Genomic DNA, 20,092 nt, shown 5'->3' with positions numbered 1-20,092 from the left:
TACACGCGCCACAAAGTCACCATTGCTGGTGTCATTCATGGCATCGTCACTTGTCGCTTTCGGTTAGCCCCTTGATGAACCACCGCTGAAACACCACCACGATCAAAACCGGTGGCACCATAGCCAGCACAGCAAGCGCAAATGCTTCATTATAATCCGGTATTTGCGCACCAACCCACACTTGCAAAATCTGTTTGATACCGCGCATCAGCGTGAAGAAGCTCTCATCAGTGGTCACCAGCATTGGCCACAGATATTGGTTCCAGCCATAGACAAACATGATGATAAACATCGCAGCGATCATGGTGCGCGATAGCGGTAACAACACATCAATGAAAAATTTGACCGGCCCCGCACCGTCAATACGGGCGGCTTCCAGCAACTCGTCCGGTACAGATTTAAAAAACTGCCTGAAATAGAATGTGCCGGTGGCAGAAGCCAAAAGCGGGATAATCAACCCTGAATAACTGTTGAGCATGCCAAAGGACGAAACAACCTGATAGGAAGGCACAATGCGCACTTCCAGCGGCAGCAACAGCGTGGTGAAAATCAGCCAGAAGGCCAGTGTAGCAAAGCGGAAGCGGAAATAAACAATCGCATAGGCTGCCAACATCGACAGCACAATCTTACCAATAGCAAAGCCAAGCCCCAATATCAGTGAATTCAGCAGCATCCGCGCACCGGTAATCTGGCCGGTAAAGCCACCCTCGCGTGTTAGTACATTTTGATAGGTTTCAATAAAATTATCACCCCAGCTTAAAGACAATCCGTTGGTATGAATATCAGCGGCTGTGTGGCTGGATGTTGTAAACGCCACCACCACCGGCATAATTAAAAACAGCGCTCCGGCGAGCAGAATAAGATGATCGGTAATTTTAACTTTATGCATCTTTTATCCCGCTCAATTGTAATGAATACGCCGCTCGATAAAGCGGAACTGCACAATGGTCAGAGTGAAAACCACCAGCATCAAAATGACAGATTGCGCTGAAGAGCTGCCAATATCATTGCCGCGGAAACCATCCATAAACACTTTATAAACCAGGGTAATCGGGTTATTGGCGGCCTTGTCTTTCACCATCACGTCAATCACGCCGAATGTGTCAAACAGCGAATAGGTGATATTGATGATCAGCAGAAAAAACACGGTTGGTGCAAGCAGCGGCAAAATAACGGTGCGAAAGCGCCGCGCACCTGAGCGGCAATCCATCACGGCTGCCTCGCGCACCGAGGCCGGAACCGCCTGCAGACCAGAAAGAATGAAAATAAAATTATACGGGATCTGCTTCCAGACCGAGACCAAAATCATCGCAAAAGCAGTATCAAAATAATTCAGTCCGACTCTCATGTCCCAGCCAAACCACGATGCCAGCTTAACAAACGGGCCGATATGCTGGTCAAACATCATCATACCGATCAGCCCCGCCACTGGCGGAGCAATGGCGTAAACAGAGATCAATACGGTTTTATACGTTGCATTGCCGCGGATAACCGCATCGGCTTTCACTGCCAGCAACATGCCGGCACCCAGCGATAATGCCGTTACAATAATGGTAAAAATTGCGGTAAATCCGGCAATACCACGATATTCTGGGCTCACAAGCACATCGGTATAATTTTCAACGCCTACAAATGTTGAACCGAACCCAAACGGATCTTCAATATAAAAAGATGAGTGGATCGCCTGCACAGATGGCCAGTAGAAGAAAATCAATACCACCGCCAATTGCGGCGCAAGAAGCAGATAAGGCAACCAACGCGTATTGAACTGCACACGCTTAACAGGCTGCTCGATGGTCTGCGTTTTAGCAAACGGCCATAAACGCGACAAAAATCCGGTCGTGTTTGGCTGTGCGGTCGGGATATATGCCACGCGGCAAATCTCCGTGTTCTGGAGGAGCGGATTGAAAACGGGGTATGGCGCAATCCGCTCCAACCCCGTCCATCTCAATGAAATTTTCATTCCAGTTGTCAGAGCAGCGGCTTTTCCAATTAAAAACTATGCGGCTCTGACAGTTATGCGCAAAATACGTTAGTTGGAGGTTTTGGAAAAACGAACCAACAGCTCATTGCCTTCTTTTTCAATCGTCTCAAAAGCCTGTTTGACAGTGGTTTCACCAGCAAAAATACGGTTATATTCGCGTTCCATAACTGTACGGATCTGCGGGTAGAAACCGAGGCGGTAACCCTTTGACCATTCACCCGACGGCAACATCAGCTGCTTGATGCCAACTTCGGCTACCGGTGTTTTTTCATAATAGCCTTCAGATTTAGCCAGTTCGTAAGCCGCAGTTGTAATGGCAACATAACCGGTTTCCTGATGGTAATATTTCTGAACTTCCGGAGAGGTCAGGAACTGAAAGAAGTCGGCTGTGCACTTGTTTTCTGCGTCCGGCTTGCCGGCCATGGCAAACAATGCTGCACCGCCAATAAAGGTGTTGGTGCCAGCACCACTGATTGCTTTCCAATAAGGCAGAAAATCAGCGGAAAATTCCATTTTGGCAGTTTTCTGCAAACCGCCAAAAGAGCCGGAAGAACCGATCCAGAGTGCGACCTTACCTTCATCAAATGGCTTCTGATTGTCTGCCCAGCCTGCGCCGTAATAACCGAAATAGCCGTTATCCGCCCAGTCTTTCAACTTATCAAACATCATGATCAGGTTCGGATCAGTCGCATTGATCTTGGTGTCCTGAACGCTGTCATAGCCATTATTATTGGTCGCAAATTGCAGGTTCTGGCGTGAAAAGAAGTTCTCTGTGAACTGCCATGTCAGCTGCGATGCGGTGAGCGGGATATAGCCTGCTTCCTTCAGTTTAGGAGCAATGGCTTCAAACTCTTCCCAGGTTTTTGGTGCTTCAACGCCCGCCTTTTTCAAAGCTTCTTCGTTGATATACATAATTGGTGCAGAGGAGTTAAACGGCATACCGACAAATTTGCCATCAGCTGCTGCATAGAAATAACGTACACCTTCAATAAAGGCTTCGCGGTCAAATTTATAACCGGCATTATTGATCAGATCTTCAGCAGGAACAGTTGCGCCTTTTGCGTTGATGATAGTGGCCGCACCAGCATCAAAAACCTGAAGAATATTTGGCTGTTCACCAGAGCGGAATGCAGCAATGCCAGAGGCTAGCGCCTCTTCATAAGAGCCTTTTGAAACCGGTGTCAGCGAGCAACTCTGCTGGGAAGCATTAAAGCGCTTGGAAATCTCATTGATCACATCGGCATTAGCACCACCCATGCCGTGCCACCAGCTGATATTGGTTGCAGCAAAAGATGCACTTGCAGAAATGCTGAGTGTTAAAGCAGCCATAGAAATTTTTTTGAACATTGCCGATCCCACTTGTTTGAAACAGTGGTTCCGCAATAACGCTTCGGTATGACAGCGATTTAACAACTCTGTGTCAGTTTGATTACATCACCACGACACACGCAGCAGCCGTTTATTATCTATCTGCAATATAATTCTAATTTATAAAATTAATAATTTATAAACCATAAAACTTTATAAAATACAGAAGGTTTTTATCGAAATTTTTTGCATGCATATGTCCAAACACAGTGTCAATAAATGCAAATTTTTGATCAGGCTATCTTCGTTAAATGTTGTCGCTACAATATGGGGTTTGCGAAATTGGTAGCTTGGCGTGCCTGCTTCTTCATACTATCGGGCTTCTTACTGGCTTCTTGCGCAACAAGGGACCCTTCCAGCCTTACCTATGGCAAGCGCGATGTTGGTATTGATGAAGCTTTCATTTTGCCCGCCGATCGCTCTGTTGTTGGCATCACACAAGAGCGCGCGAGTAATGCGATTACGCAGACTATTGCCTTAAGCACCAATGCCGCTGCTTCCGGCGAAAACAATTTCCGCGTCACATTTTTCGGCCCTGTCAATTCTGAAGGCGCAAGTGAGCATAGCTTGTCTTATACGGCGCTCACAGAAGGCCGGATTAGCCGTGAGTTGCGCACCGAAATGGCAGGCATAGCCATGACCCGCTCACCCTATTATGTGCAGAATAATTATGGTCCATTCAGCTATGCCACCGGCAATTCCTCAGCTGGTGATAGCTGCATCTATGCATGGCAGCAAATCCGTGCACCGGCACATACGCAGAATTTTTTCCAGAACCGTGGCCGTATTGATCTGCGCCTGCGCCTGTGTGAAACCGGCGCCAGTCAGGAAAAACTGCTGGCAACGATGTATGAATTCACCATCAACAGCACCATCGCTGCTGGCGGCTGGAACCCTTATGGCGAACCGGCCAGTCCTTCGCCACATTTGGGTCGCCCCGGAAATCCGCTGCTTGCCCCGTCTGTCAACAGTAACTTAAGTGGGCTCTTCCCCGCCTCTGATCTGAACACAGAACGGTTGAATACCAGCCAACAAGCGGCGGCTATCAGACATGTTCAACAATCTGCCCCAAATGCCCGCCGTATGGCTCCTGCACCGCAGCGTGCAAGCGTGGTACAGGCTCCGCCAATGCAAGATTATTACCCGCCGGTTGCCCAGCCTTATGCAGTTAATCCCTATCCGCAAGCACCAATAACGGCGCCATCAACCGTAACAGTGCCAGCACCGCAACAGGTCGCGCCTGCGCAGGTGCGCAGCCTTGTGCCACAGGTTGGCCAGCCTGCCAGTGCCGCGACCGTTTATCAGGCGCCCCAGATGTTACAGGTGCCCTCGCCGGTTTCCGGACAAGGCAATATCATCCGCGTTCCCGCGCCTGCCGCTAGTGCGTTGCCGGCTACGGGCTCTGCCCTTGTTGTGCCTTCGCCATGCAAAGTAGCAAATAATCAATCCTCTGGCACACCCGCCGGAAATACCGCTGTGGTATGCCCGTAATGCGTAACAAAAGTGTAAAATATAAGTATAAGAACAGGAGCGCGCGATGATTAAAGTCGGTGTTTTTCTATGCTGGCTGTTATCTGCATTATGCGTGCTTTTATTAACATTCATGCCGATCAATTTGCCAACTCAGCTTATTCTTGGTGTGAGCTTGCTGATTGTTGTCGCGATATTGAAACATTTGCGGGTGGGTGGCAAATGGCGGCTTGTGGTGCTGGCACTCGGCACATCGGTAGTGCTGCGCTATGTATATTGGCGTACAACACAAACATTGCCGCCAGTTAACCAGCTGCAGAACTTCATTCCGGGCATCATGCTTTATCTGGCTGAGATGTACAGTGTGATGATGCTGGCGCTGTCAATGTTCGTGATTTCTTTCCCGCGCGTTTCGCCTGCTGCAATCAAATTGCAAGTAGCTGAAATGCCTGCGGTTGATGTGTTTATTCCCACATATAATGAAGATTCCAAACTGCTCGCCAATACATTGGGCGCTGCAGTTAATATGGATTACCCTGCAGACCGCCTGACCATATGGTTGCTTGATGACGGCGGTACGGATCAAAAATGCAATTCGGCCAATTTGCTTGAAAGCCGCCGCGCCACTGAAAGACGCGCAGAGCTGACAAAATTATGCGCTGATTTTGGTGTGAATTATCTGACACGCGCGCGCAATGAACACGCAAAAGCTGGTAATCTGAACAATGGTTTAGCCCATTCAAACGGGGCCTTGGTTGCGGTCTTTGACGCCGATCACGCACCTGCGCGTAATTTTTTAACCGAGACCGTTGGCTATTTCAGCGATAACGCCAAATTGTTTCTGGTACAAACCCCGCATTTTTTCATCAATCCGGATCCGGTAGAGCGCAATCTGCGTACTTTTAACCAGATGCCGAGTGAAAACGAAATGTTCTACGGCATGATCCAGCGCGGGCTGGATAAATGGAACGCTGCGTTTTTCTGTGGTTCCGCAGCTCTGCTTAGCCGCGAAGCGCTGGCTACGACCAATGGTTTTAGTGGTGTGAGTATTACCGAAGACTGCGAAACAGCAGTTAATTTACATGCTCAGGGCTGGGAAAGTGTCTATATTGATCGCCCGTTGATTGCCGGTTTGCAACCTGCAACCTTTGCAAGCTTTATCGGTCAGCGCAGCCGCTGGGCACAGGGCATGATGCAAATTTTACGTTATCGTTTTCCGCCGTTTCTGCCGGGTCTCACACTGCCGCAGCGCCTGTGCTACATGTCTTCCACTTTGTTCTGGCTGTTTCCGTTTGCGCGGATGACATTCCTGATCGCGCCACTGTTTTACTTGTTTTTTGACCTGCAGATTTTTGTCGCCTCAGGTGGTGAGTTTCTGGCCTATACGCTGATTTATCTGTGTATGAACCTGATGTTGCAAAACTATCTTTATGGCGCTTATCGCTGGCCATGGATTTCCGAACTTTACGAATATGTTCAATCCGTGCATTTGCTGCCGGCGATTATTTCTGTAATCCTCAATCCGAGCAAGCCGACATTCAACGTAACAGCAAAAGATGAATCCATTCTGGTAAGCCGCCTTTCAGAAATTGCGCGGCCGTTCTTCATCATTTTTGTGGTGCTGATTATCGCCCTGCTCTACGCCGCATATCGTATTTATACCGAGCCTTATAAAGCCGATGTTTTGCTGGTTGTGGGTGGCTGGACCTTGCTAAATCTGATTATGGCCGGTTGTGCATTGGGTGTGGTATCCGAGCGTGGTGAGCGTTCCTCAACTGTGCGCGTGAAGGTGACCAGACGCTGCGAAATGCTGATTGATGATCAATGGTATGCCTCTACGATTAATGACGTATCGGCCAATGGCATGCATATCACGATCTATGCGGGCGATGTCTCGTCGCTCAGTATCGGGCAAGAAACATCAGCGCGCTTTATCACCCATGCCGAACAGCAAAGCGGTAATCTGCCGATTGAAATTCGTAATGTGAAACGCGAAGGCGATCTGCTGTCGGTCGGCTGCCTGTATAAGCCTAAAAATGCCGCCCATCACCGCCTTGTTGCCGATTTGATTTTTGCCAATTCCGCCCGCTGGAGCGAAATTCAGCGCGAGCGCCGTACCAATCCCGGTGTTCTGCACGCAACCATCTGGTTTCTTGCGCTTTCGCTTTATCAGACAGGCCGCGGATTATCCTATTTCCTCGGCCTGAATAAAGACAAAGCGGAGCTGAAAAAACCTGCTGCTCCGGCCGGCGCGCCAACCCATTCAACACCCGAAACGATTGCGCAGAAAGGCGGCAAGATATGACAAATTACGCCTCATCTTCGCACATTTTTCAGCGCACTCTGCTTGCAACAACTGTGGCGACCTGCGTGATAACAGCGCTGCCAGCATTTGCTCAAAGCCGGATTGAAGGTGATATGCAAAGCGTGCCGCAAACACCGGTTACCAAGCCATTTGATATGGCACCGGAAGTCGGTGATGTAGTGCAACCTGCTACACCCGCGGCGCCTGAAATGATTGTTCCGGAAACAATTCATGATGTGCCGGTTGCCACTGAAAATACTCAGCCCTGGCGCCGTTATATTGTGCCCTCAGATCATCTGTCACTTACCGGCGAGCAATATCAGCGCAGCTGGAATATTAGGCTGACTGCACAGGAAGCAAGTGCACCGGCGCGGCTTAATCTCGGTTATCAAAGTGCAATTCTTGTTGCACCGGAAAATTCGTATTTTACCGTCAGTCTCAATAATATCGAGATTTTGCGCCAAGCTGTGCGCTCCTCTGATCAAGTGTCAGAGATCATGGTTGATGTGCCAAAAGATATTTTGAAAACCGGCGCCAATACACTGACTATCCGTGCACAGCAACGTCACCGCACTGATTGCAGCATTGAATCCACTTATGAATTATGGACCAATATCGATCCGGCCAAAACCTATCTCGTGTTTGATCTCCCCGCTGGAAATCAGGCACAGAGCAATAAGGGTTTTGTAAGCAATCAGGATATTTCAGCCATTGGTGTTAATGCTAAAGGCGGAACGCATTTCAATATAATTGCCCCGGGATCCGGCAAAGGTGATAATGGTGCGAGCCTGCTCGATTTATCGCAGGCGCTGGCTATTATCAGTGGTATGCCCAATCAGAGTTTTTCGGTTGATGAATTTATAAGCCCTGCCACCTTACATCGCGACGGGGCACATTCCGGTGAGTTAACTGTGCTTGTCGGCACGCATAATGAGTTGGTTACCGTGTTTGACGCCTTGCAAATTCCGCAGGATGAAGACGACTTAAAATCCTTGCGCTTTTTATCCAATGCGCAAACGGGAGAACAGTTTCTGCTGGTATCCGGCGAAACATGGCGCGAAGTAGAGCAGAATATAGCTGAGCTGGTAACAATGACCGAGCAGCCTGCCAATACTTTGCGTCATTCTTTGCAAACACAAAACTGGAACCTGCCGGACGCGCAATTGTTGCGTAATGCTACAGTGCTGTCTTTTGCCGAGCTTGGCATTCAGACCCAGCAATTCAGCGGCCGACGCCTGCGTAATGCGTTTACCTTCGGTGTACCGGCAGATTTTTATGCCAATGCCTATGGCTCGGCAACAGTTCTGCTCGATGCTGCTTATTCCGCCGAGGTTCTGCCCGGCAGCCGCATTGATATTTATGTCAATGATAATATTGCAACCACCATACCCATCACCAGCAGTGGCGGCGGTGTGATGAAGCAATTGCCGATCAATGTCGCCATGCGCAATTTTCACCCGGGGCTCAACACCGTCACCATTGAAGCGGTGCTGCTCACCGACGCGGATAAAACCTGCGCACCCGGCACCTCGTCATCGGATATGCCACGGTTTGCACTGTTTGATTCATCAAAATTTAAAATGCCGGCCTTTGGCCGCATTGGCCAGACCCCTAATCTGGCAGCCACCGCAGGCATGGCCTATCCGTATAATTTTTCAACAGACGCATTGCAGCTTTACGCTAACCTGAATGATTATAATGTGCTTTCAGCCTCGGCAACCGTGATGGGTAATCTGGCAAAAGCGGCAGGCAGACCATTGCACATTGATCATGTACATCCGGAAGATGGTTTGAAAACCGGCAATACCGTTTTTGTGGGTGCCATCACCAATTTACCGGACAGAGTACTGGCACAAACAGGTATCAACCCAAAAGCCAAAGGTATCTGGAGTGACGATGATATCGGCAAACCTGAACAGGCTAATAGCAATTACACGCTGAGCCAGTGGCAGGAACAATTGCAATCCGGCTGGTCCGGTCGTTTGCAGAATTTTTACGCAGCTATCCGTGAAACATTTAACATTTCGGATGGATTACGTCTGTTTCCGGGTGAAGACACACTGTTTATTCCATCAAAATCTGTAACATTGCTCGCGGCACAGGGCTCCAGCCCTTCCGGTGCAGGTGCATGGACAGTGGTGACGGCACCGGATACGGTGATGCTGCGCAATGGCATGGAAAGTCTGGCACAGCATAATAACTGGACAAAGATTGATGGTCGGATTTCGACCTATAATATTGAGCAACAAGCTCTTGAAACCATAGCGGTTCAAAATATGCAATTTCTGGCAACCCAGCCAATGTCATTTACCAATCTGCGATTGGTTGCAACCAACTGGTTCTCCAGCAATGCGCTGTCTTATGTGCTGGTGCTGCTTGGCGCGCTCGGCCTCATGGGCCTTTCCACATCTGTCATGCTTTCACGTTTCGGGAGACGGGACGATGAAAAATAGAAAAAACAGATGGCTCACGGCAATTGTGGCTGGTGCTGCTTGGCTATTGCCATTGCAGAGCGCGTTGTCTGATGCCGCGACTGCGCCAGATAAAGCAATTGCAATGATCAGCCTGCAAGACTGGACTGCCTATTCTGAGAAGTTTCTCACCAGAGAAGGCCGGATCATTGATGACGCGAATGGGCATATCAGCCATAGTGAAGGTCAGGGTTACGGGCTCCTTCTCGCTTATATGGCTGACCGGCAGGCTGATTTCGAACTGATCTGGAGTTTCACGCAGACCGAAATGCTGATCCGTAATGATGGCCTTTCAGTGTGGAAGTGGGATCCTGCTGTCCGCCCGCATATTACCGATACCAATAATGCTTCCGATGGCGACATCCTGATCGCCTATGCGCTCGCGCTTGCTGCCCGCAAATGGAACAATGAAGAATACCGTAAAACAGCGACCACGATCGCCGGAACTTTGTTGAAAAAGCAGATCACCGAGCAGAATGGTGAAACACTCTTGCTGCCGGCAATTCGCGGTTTTTCACGTGATGAGCGGGAAGACGGCCCGGTGATCAATCTCTCTTATCTGGTGTTTGAGGCCTTTCCGGTTTTCAATGAACTGGTGCCCTCGCCTCTATGGGCGGCATTAACCCAAAGCGGGCTTAATCTTTTGGAAAAAAGCCGGTTTGGCACTGCGCAACTGCCCTCTGACTGGATCAGCCTGCGCAATGCTCCGCACCCAGCACACGGTTTTGAACCGGAATTCGGGTATAATAATTTACGCATTGCCCTTTATTTGTCGAGAGCCGGTTTTGGCAAACAAGCAATGACACAACACATTGCCAAGGCCATGACTGCAGAGAACGGAAATATCAATCTGGTGAATGTGACTTTAAATACAACAATAATCTCACTGAATGAGCCGGGTTACCGGATTATTCCGCAACTTGCGGCCTGCATTAATAGCGGTACCAAATTGTATGAGGATGTTCGTCGCTTTACACCAACGCATTACTATCCCTCAACCCTGCACCTGCTGGCGCTGTCTTATATCGGCCAAAACCATAAGGAGTGTTTATGAAAAATCTGCTCATATCATTGCTCCTGGCATCCACCGCTGCTGTCGGCATTTATTGGTTTTCAGACAGTCTCAAATCAGGCTTGGGCTTTGCTCCGGATTTAGGCATTGAAAATGCCGCCGGTGACGCCGTGGTTTTACCGGTCTCGGCCACTGGCGTGAGAAGCAGGCCCACCAATCAGAGCGGACATAAAACCGATGCGCAGCCTGAGGTGGATGAAAGCGCATTGCGCTACTTTGCCACACGTGGCGATAAAACCCGTTTGCAGGCTGAAATTGCACGCCTGAAAGCACTGTACCCGGATTGGTCGCCGCCTGAAAACCCGCTTGCACCTGTACAAATTCGTGACACCAAGCTTGACCAGTTGTGGAAACTCTATGGCGATGGCCAATATGCTGAATTGCGCAAGGCCATCACTACGCGTAAAATCCAGGAGCCGGCATGGGAAGTGCCTACAGATCTTTTAGCCAGTCTTGATCTGGCAGAAGCGCGCCAACGGCTGATCAATGCCTCTGATAATAAACAATATGAGATGGTGGTTAGTCTGGCAGCGCAAAGCCAGCCGCTTTTGACCTGTAACGAGGTTGATGTGTTGTGGCGGCTGGCTGAAGCTTTTGCAAAACTGGATAAAACCGATCGCGCGCGCGATGGCTATTTATATATACTCAACACCTGTACTGTGCCTGCAGACCGGTTGGTGACCGTGCAAAAAGCACTGGAAACCCTGCCCTATGAACAGGTACAGCAGGTACTGGCGCAGCAAAAAACCAATCCGGACGGCACCGCAGAATTTGCATCTCTGAGCGATGATATCGCACGGCGGTTTGTGGCACTTGCGGCACAAGATCCGGCGATGAAACTGGATAAGCACTATCTCGTTACGCTTGAAAAATTAGCGCAAAAAGATGGTTCTGCCAGTGATGCAGAGACGCTTGGCTGGTATTATCTGCGCCGTAATGACATCACCGGCGCTGAAAAATGGTTTCTGCTCGCACAAGAAAAAGATGACAGCGTAACGGTTTCACAAGGGCTGGCGTTGATCCTGAATAGCCGCGGCGATTATGCGCAGGCTGAAAATGTAATGTATCCATGGCGTGATCAATCACCGGAGGCAGCCGCCGTTTATTTTGCCGCGACCGCTAATTTGCTGGCGAGCGATCCGCCTGCACGACTGCCTGCAGCTATTGCGCAGGATGTGATGACCCGAATTGCCTCGGCTGTGATCAGTGAAAAAAATGTCAGCACAGCCGAACAGCTGGGCTGGTATGCCCGTGCTATCGGCCAGCAGCCAACAGCCATTCAATGGTTTCAAACAGCCTTATCTTGGGATAATGCCAATGAGCCTTCAGCCTATGGGCTTACTGTCAGCCTCTATACTATTGGCGACAGAGCGGGCGTGGAGCAGGTCAAACATGTTTGGGGCGCGCTTTCACAGCGTATCGCTGAAGTCGGCACAGTCAACGACAGATACCGTAATGCGGTGATAGCCAATCCTGCACTGCCTTATCCGCCGCCCATCCAACAAATTCTACCGCTTCAGCAACAACAGCCATATCAGTCGGCCTACACCCAGCAGGCTGCGCCAGCTGTTGTGGAACAAAGACCTGCCACAATGCCTGCGCGCGCTACAGGTGGTAACACACGGGCTGTAAATTCCACTGCAGCCGGCCGTAATTGCCGCAGTACCAATGAAGGGCCAGCGCCAACAGGCGGCAATGCGGTTGCACATGGCTGGTGCCTGATGGAAATGAACCGCCCGCTTGAGGCCGTGAAAAGCTTTGAATCGGCGCTTGCAACCGGCTCTGCCAAGGATCGCTCGGAGGCAGCCTATGGCCAAAGCCTTGCATATTTGCGTGTTGGTCTGGTTGATAAAGCCGCGGTTTCTGCAATTAAAGCACCGATGAACAAATCTCGTCAGAAAGAGCTGCGCGTTGCCATCTTGTCTGATCGTGCCGTTGCTGCCTATCGGGGCGGTAACTTCCGCGACACCTTGTTTATTCTGGAGCAAAGGGCGCAGATTGCCCCGCCCCGTAAAGACCTGATGTCGTTGCAGGCGGCCTCGTTTCTCAAGCTGCGCCGCTATGATGATGCACGGATTATTTATGAAGCATTAGCAGCTTCCGGTGACCGCGAAGGCATCCGTGGCATGGCCGCAATTCGCGAATTACAAAGGCCGCATTGATCCCTGTTGTTAAGTTAGAAAAGTCCGCTGAATAATTTCAGCGGGCTTTTTTATGGAAATATATATGGCGGTCATTTCTTAGAAATTTTATTAATCATTATACGTTAACCATAAAGTTTAACCGGATTGCAGTGATCCGGTGATGCAGCACATCGCATAGAATATGCAGCATTTTCTGCCGGTTTGGATCACAATAGTCATGAAACTTATTCACGACAGATATCAAAAGCGTTCAGCTCTGCAGCTTAACCGCGCTGTATTATGCGCAGGCGTTGCCACAATAATCTTTGGCATCTCTGCACATGCCTCTTCTGGCGCAGAACCGTTTCAGATATTGGAAAGTGACCTTGCTGCCACCAAACCTGCAGACCTCGCCGTGCCTGCGGCACCCCCCGCGCCCCTCCTCGCACCACAGCCTTTTGCCATGCTTGCCAGTGATGTGGCAGACGGGCGCACTGTGATCTATCAAGGGTCTGAATCTGCCGGTGATGCGCAGATTACCAATAACAGTAATGAATCGCTGTATTTTAATGATAACAGCACGGCCGCGGCCGCAGGGATCATCAATAATACCGGTGGTGCCACGCATTTTAATGATAATACAACGGCTGCAAGCGCCTATATCACCAATAATGCCGATGCCGTGCTGAGCTTTAACCAAAACAGCACTGCCGCTGATGCGCGACTTGTCAACAATACCGATGGCAATCTGGTTTTCAACAATAATGCCTCTGCTGGAAGCGCAGTGATTACCAATAATAGTAATGCCGCCTTTCATGGCAGCGCCAGTGCTGATAATGCGCTGATCACGAATAATGCCACCGGCACAATCCGTTTTAATAATCAGTCTGATGCCGGATATCGCAATATTTATAATAACGGGCAGATCAGTTTTGCGGATCAGTCTTCAGCAAAAAACAGCCTGATTGATAATAACCAGACCGGTAGTATTCACTTTTCTGCTGATAGCACCGGTGCAGGTGCCAATATCAATAATAGCGGTAAACTTGAATTCAGCGATAACAGCACGGCAGCGCAAACCGCTATCGTTAATAATAAAACCGGTACAATTACCTTCAGCGGTCAGGCGGATGGTGCGGGCACCACACTTACCAATAGCGGCTCGGTAAACTTTACTCAGAACAGTCAGGCCGGCTCTGCAAATCTGATCAACAATGCCGATGCAGATTTGCGCTTTAACGGGCAGGCAAGTGCCGGTAGCAGCATGATTGTTAATGCCGGTGATCTGTCATTCAGCGATAAAAGCTCGGCCGCACAATCTACCATTATGACCAGTGAAGGTGGTGTTACACGTTTTGAAGGCCATGCGGATGGCGGAACTGCCACCGTACAGATTGACCAGAATGCACAGTTTGACGCCAGCCGTATGGATACCGGAAAACTGGGGCTTGGCGCACTTAGCAGTGCGGGCACTGTTAATCTTGGCAGCACAGTTCTAACCCTGCACGGCAATGCAGTGCTCAATCAAAGTTCAACGCTCAATCTGATATTGGGTTATGGCCAGTTGATTGCTCAGGATGTTGAGCTGCAAGGTGGTAAGCTTGAAATTCAACGTGCCGCTGATTTGCTCTACGCTCTAGGAAAAACTTACAAGATTATCGATGCACAAAGTTTTGCCGGATCTAATTTTGCGCCGGATATTGCTCATGATTTTGCTTTTGTGACCCCTTTGCTGAGTGTTGACGGAACCGGCATTACGCTTGATCGCAACACAGTGCGTTTTGAATCAGTGGCGCAAACACAAAACCAGACCGCAGTGGCCAATGCGATTGAAGGGCTGGAACCTGACCGGTTGATTTATCGCGCGCTGATCAGCGGCTCAAAAACCGATGCCCTACATAATTTTAATCAGTTATCCGGTGAAATTCACGCCAGTGTGGAAAGTACTGTGCATGATAATAGCAGCCTGCTGCGAATGGCCTTGCTGCAACGCGCGCGCCTTTCCGGCGGTGGCGATGATCAGCTGTGGAAAAGCTGGCTTTCGGTGACCCGGTCGCGTGGCGACTATAACGGTGATGCATCAGGCAATGTCGCTTCCGCCCGTTTGAGCGGTTACGGGCTGACCGGTGGTGTTGAGCGTACAATCACAGACGAGATTACCGCAGGTTTTGCCGGTAACTACGAACAAAATAGGCTCAGAATTGCGGATCGTGCGAGCACGGCTGATATTAAAACCTTCGGCGGCGGTTTTTATGCCGGCTGGCACTATGAGGGCTTTGGCTTGCGATCGGGTGCTGCCTATCAGCAACATGCGATTGATACGGACAGGAGCATCAACTTACCTTCCCTCACCGGCTCAGTGCAAAGTGATTATAAGGCGTGGACAGGACAGGTTTTTGCAGAAGCCGGCTATCGTTTGAATGCAGCCGGATTTGAAATCGAGCCTTTTGCCGGCGTGAGTTATGTTAACAGCCATTTCAATGCGTTTCAGGAATATGGTGTGATGGATGCAGCTTTGAGCGGCGCCAACGCAACTTTGCGAAATACCATTGGCACACTCGGCGTAAGAATGAATAAACGTTTTATGCTGAGCAACGGGTTTAGCGTTGATGCCCAGTTTGAAGCGGCATGGAACCGCGCCTTCGGTGATCAGCAGGTTGCGCGTCAGGTGGCATTTTCATCTGCATTACCGTTTGAAATCAGTGGCACAGGCCTCAGCAGAGATTACCTGATGCTGGATGCACGACTGTCATTATTGCGCTCAGAACGCTTTGATGTGAATGTGATCTATAGCGGGTTACTTAGCAAAGAGATTAAAAATCATCGATTTGGCACATCCGCAACATTACGGTTTTAATAATGATAACAGGAGCCAGCTGTTCTGATGGCTCCTGTCAGTCTTTCATTATTTTTTACCCGCAGTTACACGCTTGCGGCGTAGTTCCCCTGGTGTTGTGAGACGGCATTTTTTTAAAGCTGTGGTCATATGGCTTTGGCTTGAAAAGCCTGCCCTGTCTGCAATTTCAGCCAGTGAAATATCTGTCTCCAACAACATTTCTTCGGCAGAGTTCAAACGCAACATCAGCAGAAATTGATGCGGCGTTTGGCCAAAACTTTCGCGGAATGATGTTAGAAAATGCCCACCCGAAACACCCAGCACATGGGCCATTTTTTCGATTGAAAGTTTGCGCATGAAATTTTCACGTAAGTAAGCCTCAATACGTCTTGAAGCCTGATAGGACAGCCCGCCATTTTCCTGACGCGCATTGCCGGCACGCAAAAATGAATGGTTTTGAACCAGTTGCACCATTAAAACCGAAAGCAGGGCATGTACATAACCACCACTGACGGGCGCATTTTTGAGCAATTCGGATCGTATTAAATTAGCAACAAGCAAAGCTTTAGGATTGGGCAAGCGACTGGGATGTGGAAAAAGTTCTTCAATCTGTAAACTACCAGTAATATCCTGTAAGTTATCTAATAAATCTTCATCAAGCGCCAACTGGATAAAATCTGCTTCAATCGGCAAACTAAGTTTATATTCGGTATTTTTAGGTATAATCAGTACTGATCCCGCCGGTGCATCAAATTTCTCACTGAATTTACTCTGCAACGACCAATACAGATCTTTGATCGGAGCAAGTGTGATAAACACCACGTGATGATCATGTTCATAACTGAATTCACCACTTTGACTGATAATATAAGCCAACTGGTTATTATGATGAATAAGCGTTTTAAAGTTATCACTAAATTTATTGTTTACACTGATGTCCGATTGGCGAAATAAATAGGCAGGGAGTTTTGATTGCTGTTCAAGTTCAGTTTTGGCAAATAATGAATCCATAATATCCCCCGATAAATTGATAAAATTATTCAGAACACGCAATATGAATTAGATAGTTTTACTTTGCCTTAGTGCTATTTGACTGCACTTTGAAATTACACAGGCTATTTGTAATCCTGACGTTCAAAACAAGTAAAAACTACCATAGGTTGTATTATTTTTGCAAATTAATAAATTGATATTATCAGGAATTTTATACCGGGAATTTATTGTTTTTTCTAAACTAATGATTATACTCGATAATTTATTTTGGATTTTGAAAATAAATTGCCACCACAGTTATCCGATCGTGCAGGTTTATAGATTGCAAATATTTACAATCTATAGTTGCAATCATTATTTGTAATTTTTGAAAACAAAAAAGCCGGCCAGAATATCCGGCCGGCCTCAAATAATATATAACTATCATACAGAGCAATCAGATTGCCACGGTTACAGGAGCTGATCCTGCTCTTTCTTTTTCGCTGCATCATCCATCAGCTCAAACCACATAGCATTAAGTACTGCAAAAGCGGCAGCGAGCGGCAGACCCAGAATCCAAGAAAAATACCACATATTTTAACCTGTTCTGTCGTCTAAAACGACACTTCAATGGGGTAACGCTGCCGGTATCATCCGGCAGCAGCACATCGGGATAAATTTTCAATAATGACTTTCTGCCACGTCTTCTTCTGTCACCTTGCCGCGCAAAATATAATATACCCAGCTGGTATAGAGCAGAATGATCGGTAGCATGATTGCGGTGCTGATCAGCATGATAAACAAGGTCATATGACTGGACGAACTATCCCAGACGGTAAGGCTTGAGTTAGGGTCGAGCGAAGACGGGAGGATGAATGGAAACATCGCCACACCGACTGATGATATAACACCAAAAATCGACAATTTACTCACAATCAGCGCCAATATCGGCCGCTTGGCCCATAACATGGCAATCACCAGCAGCGGACCAGCAAGACCAAGTGCCGGTATTGCCCAAAGTTCTGGATAGCGAATGTAGTTATATAACCACGCGCCCTGCTCTGTAACCGCAGTTTTAAACAGCGGGTTTGAAGGACCATTCTGATCAATCACACTGGTAATGCGATATCCCATGCCCGATTGCCAGAGATAGAGCCCGCCAGCCACATAGAGCAGAATTGTCAGAAGAGCAAAAATGGTACCATAGCGCTTTGCACGACCGGCAATGATGTCTGTGGTTTTAACCGCCAGCCATGAGCTGCCATGCATGGCCAGCATCACCACGGACAATAGTCCTGCCAACAAAGCAAAAGGATTGAGCAAAGCGAAGAATGAGCCTTCATAGTAGATTCTCATATCATCATCGATACGGAATGGCACACCCAGTAATACATTGCCAACAGCCACACCAAAGATCAAAGATGGTACAAAGCCACCAATAAACAGTGCCCAGTCCCAACTGTTACGCCAGCGATAACTTTCACGCTTGTTGCGATATTTAAAACCGACAGGTCGCAGGATCAGGGCAAACAGGATGATGAACATCGCCAGATAAAAGCCGGAAAAAGACACTGCATAAAGCTGTGGCCATGCGGCAAAAATTGCGCCACCAGCAAGAATGAGCCAGACTTGGTTGCCTTCCCATACCGGCTCAATGGTCTCAAGCACCACACGGCGCTCAAGATCATTGCGTGCCACAAAGGGCAGCATTGTTTCAATGCCGAGGTCGAAGCCGTCCATGGCGGCAAAGCCAATCAGCAACACACCCAGCAACACCCACCAGATCAGGCGCAGAGTGGAATAGTCAAGAAGCTCTGAAAGTACCATTATCTTGCCTCCATACTTGAAACGGGTCCTGATGTATTTGTGGCTGCAATTTTGGGTGCAGGCTTTGCCAGTATCGCTGAAACAGGGGCATTATCGGGCTGCGGCCCATTGCGGATTGCGCGCAGCATCACGCCCATTTCAATCACAAACAGCACGCTATAGATCAGGATAAAGCCGATCAGAGTAAACAGCACTGTACCGACAGTCAGATGAGAGACTGCTGCCGCTGTTGGCAACACACCTTCAATAATCCACGGCTGGCGGCCGAATTCGGCAACGAACCAGCCCATTTCCGCCGCAACCCAAGGCAGCGGGATCGAGAAGACTGCAACACGAAGCAACCACGGATGGGCATCAAGCTTTCTGCGTGCCGAAAGGACAAAGAAAACGCCGGTCAGCAGCAGGAAATACATGCTGAGACCAACCATGATACGGAATGAGAAGAACAGCGGCAGCACTCCCGGCACCGTATCATTGGCAGCGGCAAGCACTTGCTCAGGCGTAGCCTGTCGTGGGTCTTCAACATATTTACGCAGCAGCAAGCCATAGCCAAGCTTGTCACCATATTGAGCAAAGGCTGCCGCAGCGTCAGCCGGTGGCTGTTCTCCGCGCGGGGTTGCTTTTATCGTTTGCAGAGCATCATACGCTTTGACCCCGTCACGAATATGATCGGCAGCACTGGCTGTAAGTTCATTGATGCCGGCAATTTCTGTGGTCAGTGAGCGCGTGCCAATCAGACCCATCACGTAAGGAATATGAATAGCATAATTGGTAACGCGGTTAACCTGATCCGGAATACCAAACAATGTGAATGATGCCGGCGCAGGCTCGGTGTCCCACATGGCCTCAATCGCTGCCAGTTTCATTTTCTGGTGTTCGGTGGAGAGATATCCGCTTTCATCACCAAGCACGATCACGGAGAGAGAGGCTGCCAGACCAAATGAGGCAGCAACAGTCATAGAGCGCTTGGCAAAATCTTTGTGGCGGCCTTTCAGCAAAAACCATGCCGAGACACCAATCACGAAAACTGATGCAGTGACATAACCCGCAGAGACTGTATGGACAAATTTTGCCTGTGCCACCGGATTGGTGATCACGGCAAAAAAGTCGGTAATTTCCATACGCATTGTTTGAGGGTTAAAGCTGGAGCCAACCGGATTTTGCATCCAGCCATTGGCGACCAGAATCCACAATGCAGAAAGGTTGGAGCCAAGAGCCACCAGATAGGTCACCATCAAGTGGCCTAATTTAGAAAGCCTATCCCAACCAAAGAAAAACAAGCCGACAAAGGTAGCTTCAAGAAAGAAAGCCATCAGCCCTTCAAGTGCCAGCGGGGCACCAAAAATATCGCCGACATAATGGCTATAATAACTCCAGTTCATCCCGAACTGAAACTCCATCACAATACCGGTGGCAACACCGGTGACAAAGTTGATACCAAAAAGAGTACCCCAAAACTTTGTCATCTGCCGCCAGATAGCGCGGCCGGTCATAACATAAACCGTTTCCATAATCGCCAGCAGCACAGAAAGGCCGAGGGTCAGCGGAACAAACAAAAAGTGGTACAGAGCTGTGACTGCAAATTGCAGACGGGATAGTGAAACAATATCGAGTTCCATCATCTTTCACCGCGGGGGGCGGTGCTCCTGTTCACATATTCAGCT

Annotated in this window: 13 protein-coding genes; 6 read left to right on the top strand and 7 right to left on the bottom strand. The window is 48.9% G+C overall.

Annotated elements, in window-relative coordinates; all coding sequences use genetic code 11:
* Positions 1 to 46: 46 nt before the first annotated feature.
* The 3 genes from ugpE to MP213Fo_RS14965 all read right to left on the bottom strand — a co-directional run bounded on the left by ugpE (position 47) and on the right by MP213Fo_RS14965 (position 3,331).
* Complete coding sequence (gene ugpE, locus MP213Fo_RS14975) at positions 47 to 889, bottom strand: sn-glycerol-3-phosphate ABC transporter permease UgpE (protein WP_421091326.1); 843 nt, start codon at positions 887 to 889, stop codon at positions 47 to 49.
* A gap of 12 nt (positions 890 to 901) precedes the next feature.
* Positions 902 to 1,831, bottom strand: a complete 930-nt coding sequence (locus MP213Fo_RS14970) for an ABC transporter permease subunit (protein WP_421091334.1) — start codon at positions 1,829 to 1,831, stop codon at positions 902 to 904.
* Between the two features lie 201 nt (positions 1,832 to 2,032).
* On the bottom strand, positions 2,033 to 3,331 hold the full coding sequence (locus MP213Fo_RS14965) for an extracellular solute-binding protein (protein WP_421091325.1): 1,299 nt from the start codon (positions 3,329 to 3,331) through the stop codon (positions 2,033 to 2,035).
* Between the two features lie 240 nt (positions 3,332 to 3,571).
* On the opposite strand from MP213Fo_RS14965, the gene bcsN reads away from it, so the two are divergent.
* The 6 genes from bcsN (at position 3,572) to MP213Fo_RS14935 (ending at position 15,650) form a co-directional block, all read left to right on the top strand.
* Entirely contained in the window at positions 3,572 to 4,843 is a 1,272-nt protein-coding gene (bcsN, locus tag MP213Fo_RS14960; RefSeq protein WP_421091324.1) for a cellulose biosynthesis protein BcsN, read from the top strand.
* A 46-nt stretch (positions 4,844 to 4,889) separates the two neighbouring features.
* On the top strand, positions 4,890 to 7,127 hold the full coding sequence (bcsA, locus tag MP213Fo_RS14955) for a UDP-forming cellulose synthase catalytic subunit (RefSeq protein WP_421091323.1): 2,238 nt from the start codon (positions 4,890 to 4,892) through the stop codon (positions 7,125 to 7,127).
* Positions 7,124 to 9,580, top strand: a complete 2,457-nt coding sequence (locus tag MP213Fo_RS14950; protein WP_421091322.1) for a cellulose biosynthesis cyclic di-GMP-binding regulatory protein BcsB — start codon at positions 7,124 to 7,126, stop codon at positions 9,578 to 9,580. Before bcsA ends, MP213Fo_RS14950 begins: the two co-directional genes overlap by 4 nt.
* Positions 9,570 to 10,652, top strand: a complete 1,083-nt coding sequence (locus tag MP213Fo_RS14945) for a glycosyl hydrolase family 8 (RefSeq protein WP_421091321.1) — start codon at positions 9,570 to 9,572, stop codon at positions 10,650 to 10,652. Before MP213Fo_RS14950 ends, MP213Fo_RS14945 begins: the two co-directional genes overlap by 11 nt.
* Complete coding sequence (locus MP213Fo_RS14940) at positions 10,649 to 12,832, top strand: cellulose synthase (protein ID WP_421091320.1); 2,184 nt, start codon at positions 10,649 to 10,651, stop codon at positions 12,830 to 12,832. Before MP213Fo_RS14945 ends, MP213Fo_RS14940 begins: the two co-directional genes overlap by 4 nt.
* A 199-nt stretch (positions 12,833 to 13,031) precedes the next feature.
* The gene (locus MP213Fo_RS14935; protein ID WP_421091319.1) at positions 13,032 to 15,650 is read left to right on the top strand and encodes an autotransporter outer membrane beta-barrel domain-containing protein; all 2,619 of its coding nucleotides are present in this window, start codon (positions 13,032 to 13,034) and stop codon (positions 15,648 to 15,650) included.
* Between the two features lie 48 nt (positions 15,651 to 15,698).
* Here the strand turns inward: MP213Fo_RS14935 and MP213Fo_RS14930 are convergent, their stop codons facing one another.
* From MP213Fo_RS14930 to MP213Fo_RS14915, 4 genes are all read right to left on the bottom strand, one after another.
* A complete protein-coding gene (locus MP213Fo_RS14930; RefSeq protein ID WP_421091318.1) occupies positions 15,699 to 16,640 on the bottom strand; it encodes a helix-turn-helix domain-containing protein in 942 nt (313 codons plus the stop codon).
* A gap of 432 nt (positions 16,641 to 17,072) precedes the next feature.
* A complete protein-coding gene (gene cydX / locus MP213Fo_RS14925) occupies positions 17,073 to 17,195 on the bottom strand; it encodes a cytochrome bd-I oxidase subunit CydX (RefSeq protein ID WP_421091317.1) in 123 nt (40 codons plus the stop codon).
* A gap of 87 nt (positions 17,196 to 17,282) precedes the next feature.
* Positions 17,283 to 18,428 (bottom strand): cytochrome d ubiquinol oxidase subunit II, encoded by a 1,146-nt coding sequence (gene cydB / locus MP213Fo_RS14920; protein WP_421091316.1) that lies wholly within the window; start codon positions 18,426 to 18,428, stop codon positions 17,283 to 17,285.
* Positions 18,428 to 20,047, bottom strand: coding sequence for a cytochrome ubiquinol oxidase subunit I (locus MP213Fo_RS14915; protein WP_421091333.1), 1,620 nt, complete (start codon positions 20,045 to 20,047; stop codon positions 18,428 to 18,430). The genes cydB and MP213Fo_RS14915 overlap by 1 nt, the downstream gene beginning before the upstream one ends.
* Between the last annotated feature and the right edge of the window lie 45 nt (positions 20,048 to 20,092).

Origin of the sequence: Pseudochrobactrum mosebachae (genome assembly GCF_048914685.1) — a bacterium.
In the GTDB taxonomy this organism is placed as follows: domain Bacteria; phylum Pseudomonadota; class Alphaproteobacteria; order Rhizobiales; family Rhizobiaceae; genus Pseudochrobactrum.
This window is presented reverse-complemented; position numbering and strand designations above follow the sequence as displayed.

Coding starts and splice junctions, on each gene's coding strand:
- ugpE (WP_421091326.1), bottom strand. CDS start 889: ATGCATAAAGTTAAAATTACCGATCATCTTATTCTGCTCGCCGGAGCG.
- MP213Fo_RS14965 (WP_421091325.1), bottom strand. CDS start 3,331: ATGTTCAAAAAAATTTCTATGGCTGCTTTAACACTCAGCATTTCTGCA.
- bcsN (WP_421091324.1), top strand. CDS start 3,572: ATGCAAATTTTTGATCAGGCTATCTTCGTTAAATGTTGTCGCTACAAT.
- bcsA (WP_421091323.1), top strand. CDS start 4,890: ATGATTAAAGTCGGTGTTTTTCTATGCTGGCTGTTATCTGCATTATGC.
- MP213Fo_RS14950 (WP_421091322.1), top strand. CDS start 7,124: ATGACAAATTACGCCTCATCTTCGCACATTTTTCAGCGCACTCTGCTT.
- MP213Fo_RS14945 (WP_421091321.1), top strand. CDS start 9,570: ATGAAAAATAGAAAAAACAGATGGCTCACGGCAATTGTGGCTGGTGCT.
- MP213Fo_RS14940 (WP_421091320.1), top strand. CDS start 10,649: ATGAAAAATCTGCTCATATCATTGCTCCTGGCATCCACCGCTGCTGTC.
- MP213Fo_RS14935 (WP_421091319.1), top strand. CDS start 13,032: ATGAAACTTATTCACGACAGATATCAAAAGCGTTCAGCTCTGCAGCTT.
- MP213Fo_RS14930 (WP_421091318.1), bottom strand. CDS start 16,640: ATGGATTCATTATTTGCCAAAACTGAACTTGAACAGCAATCAAAACTC.
- cydX (WP_421091317.1), bottom strand. CDS start 17,195: ATGTGGTATTTTTCTTGGATTCTGGGTCTGCCGCTCGCTGCCGCTTTT.
- cydB (WP_421091316.1), bottom strand. CDS start 18,428: ATGGTACTTTCAGAGCTTCTTGACTATTCCACTCTGCGCCTGATCTGG.
- MP213Fo_RS14915 (WP_421091333.1), bottom strand. CDS start 20,047: ATGGAACTCGATATTGTTTCACTATCCCGTCTGCAATTTGCAGTCACA.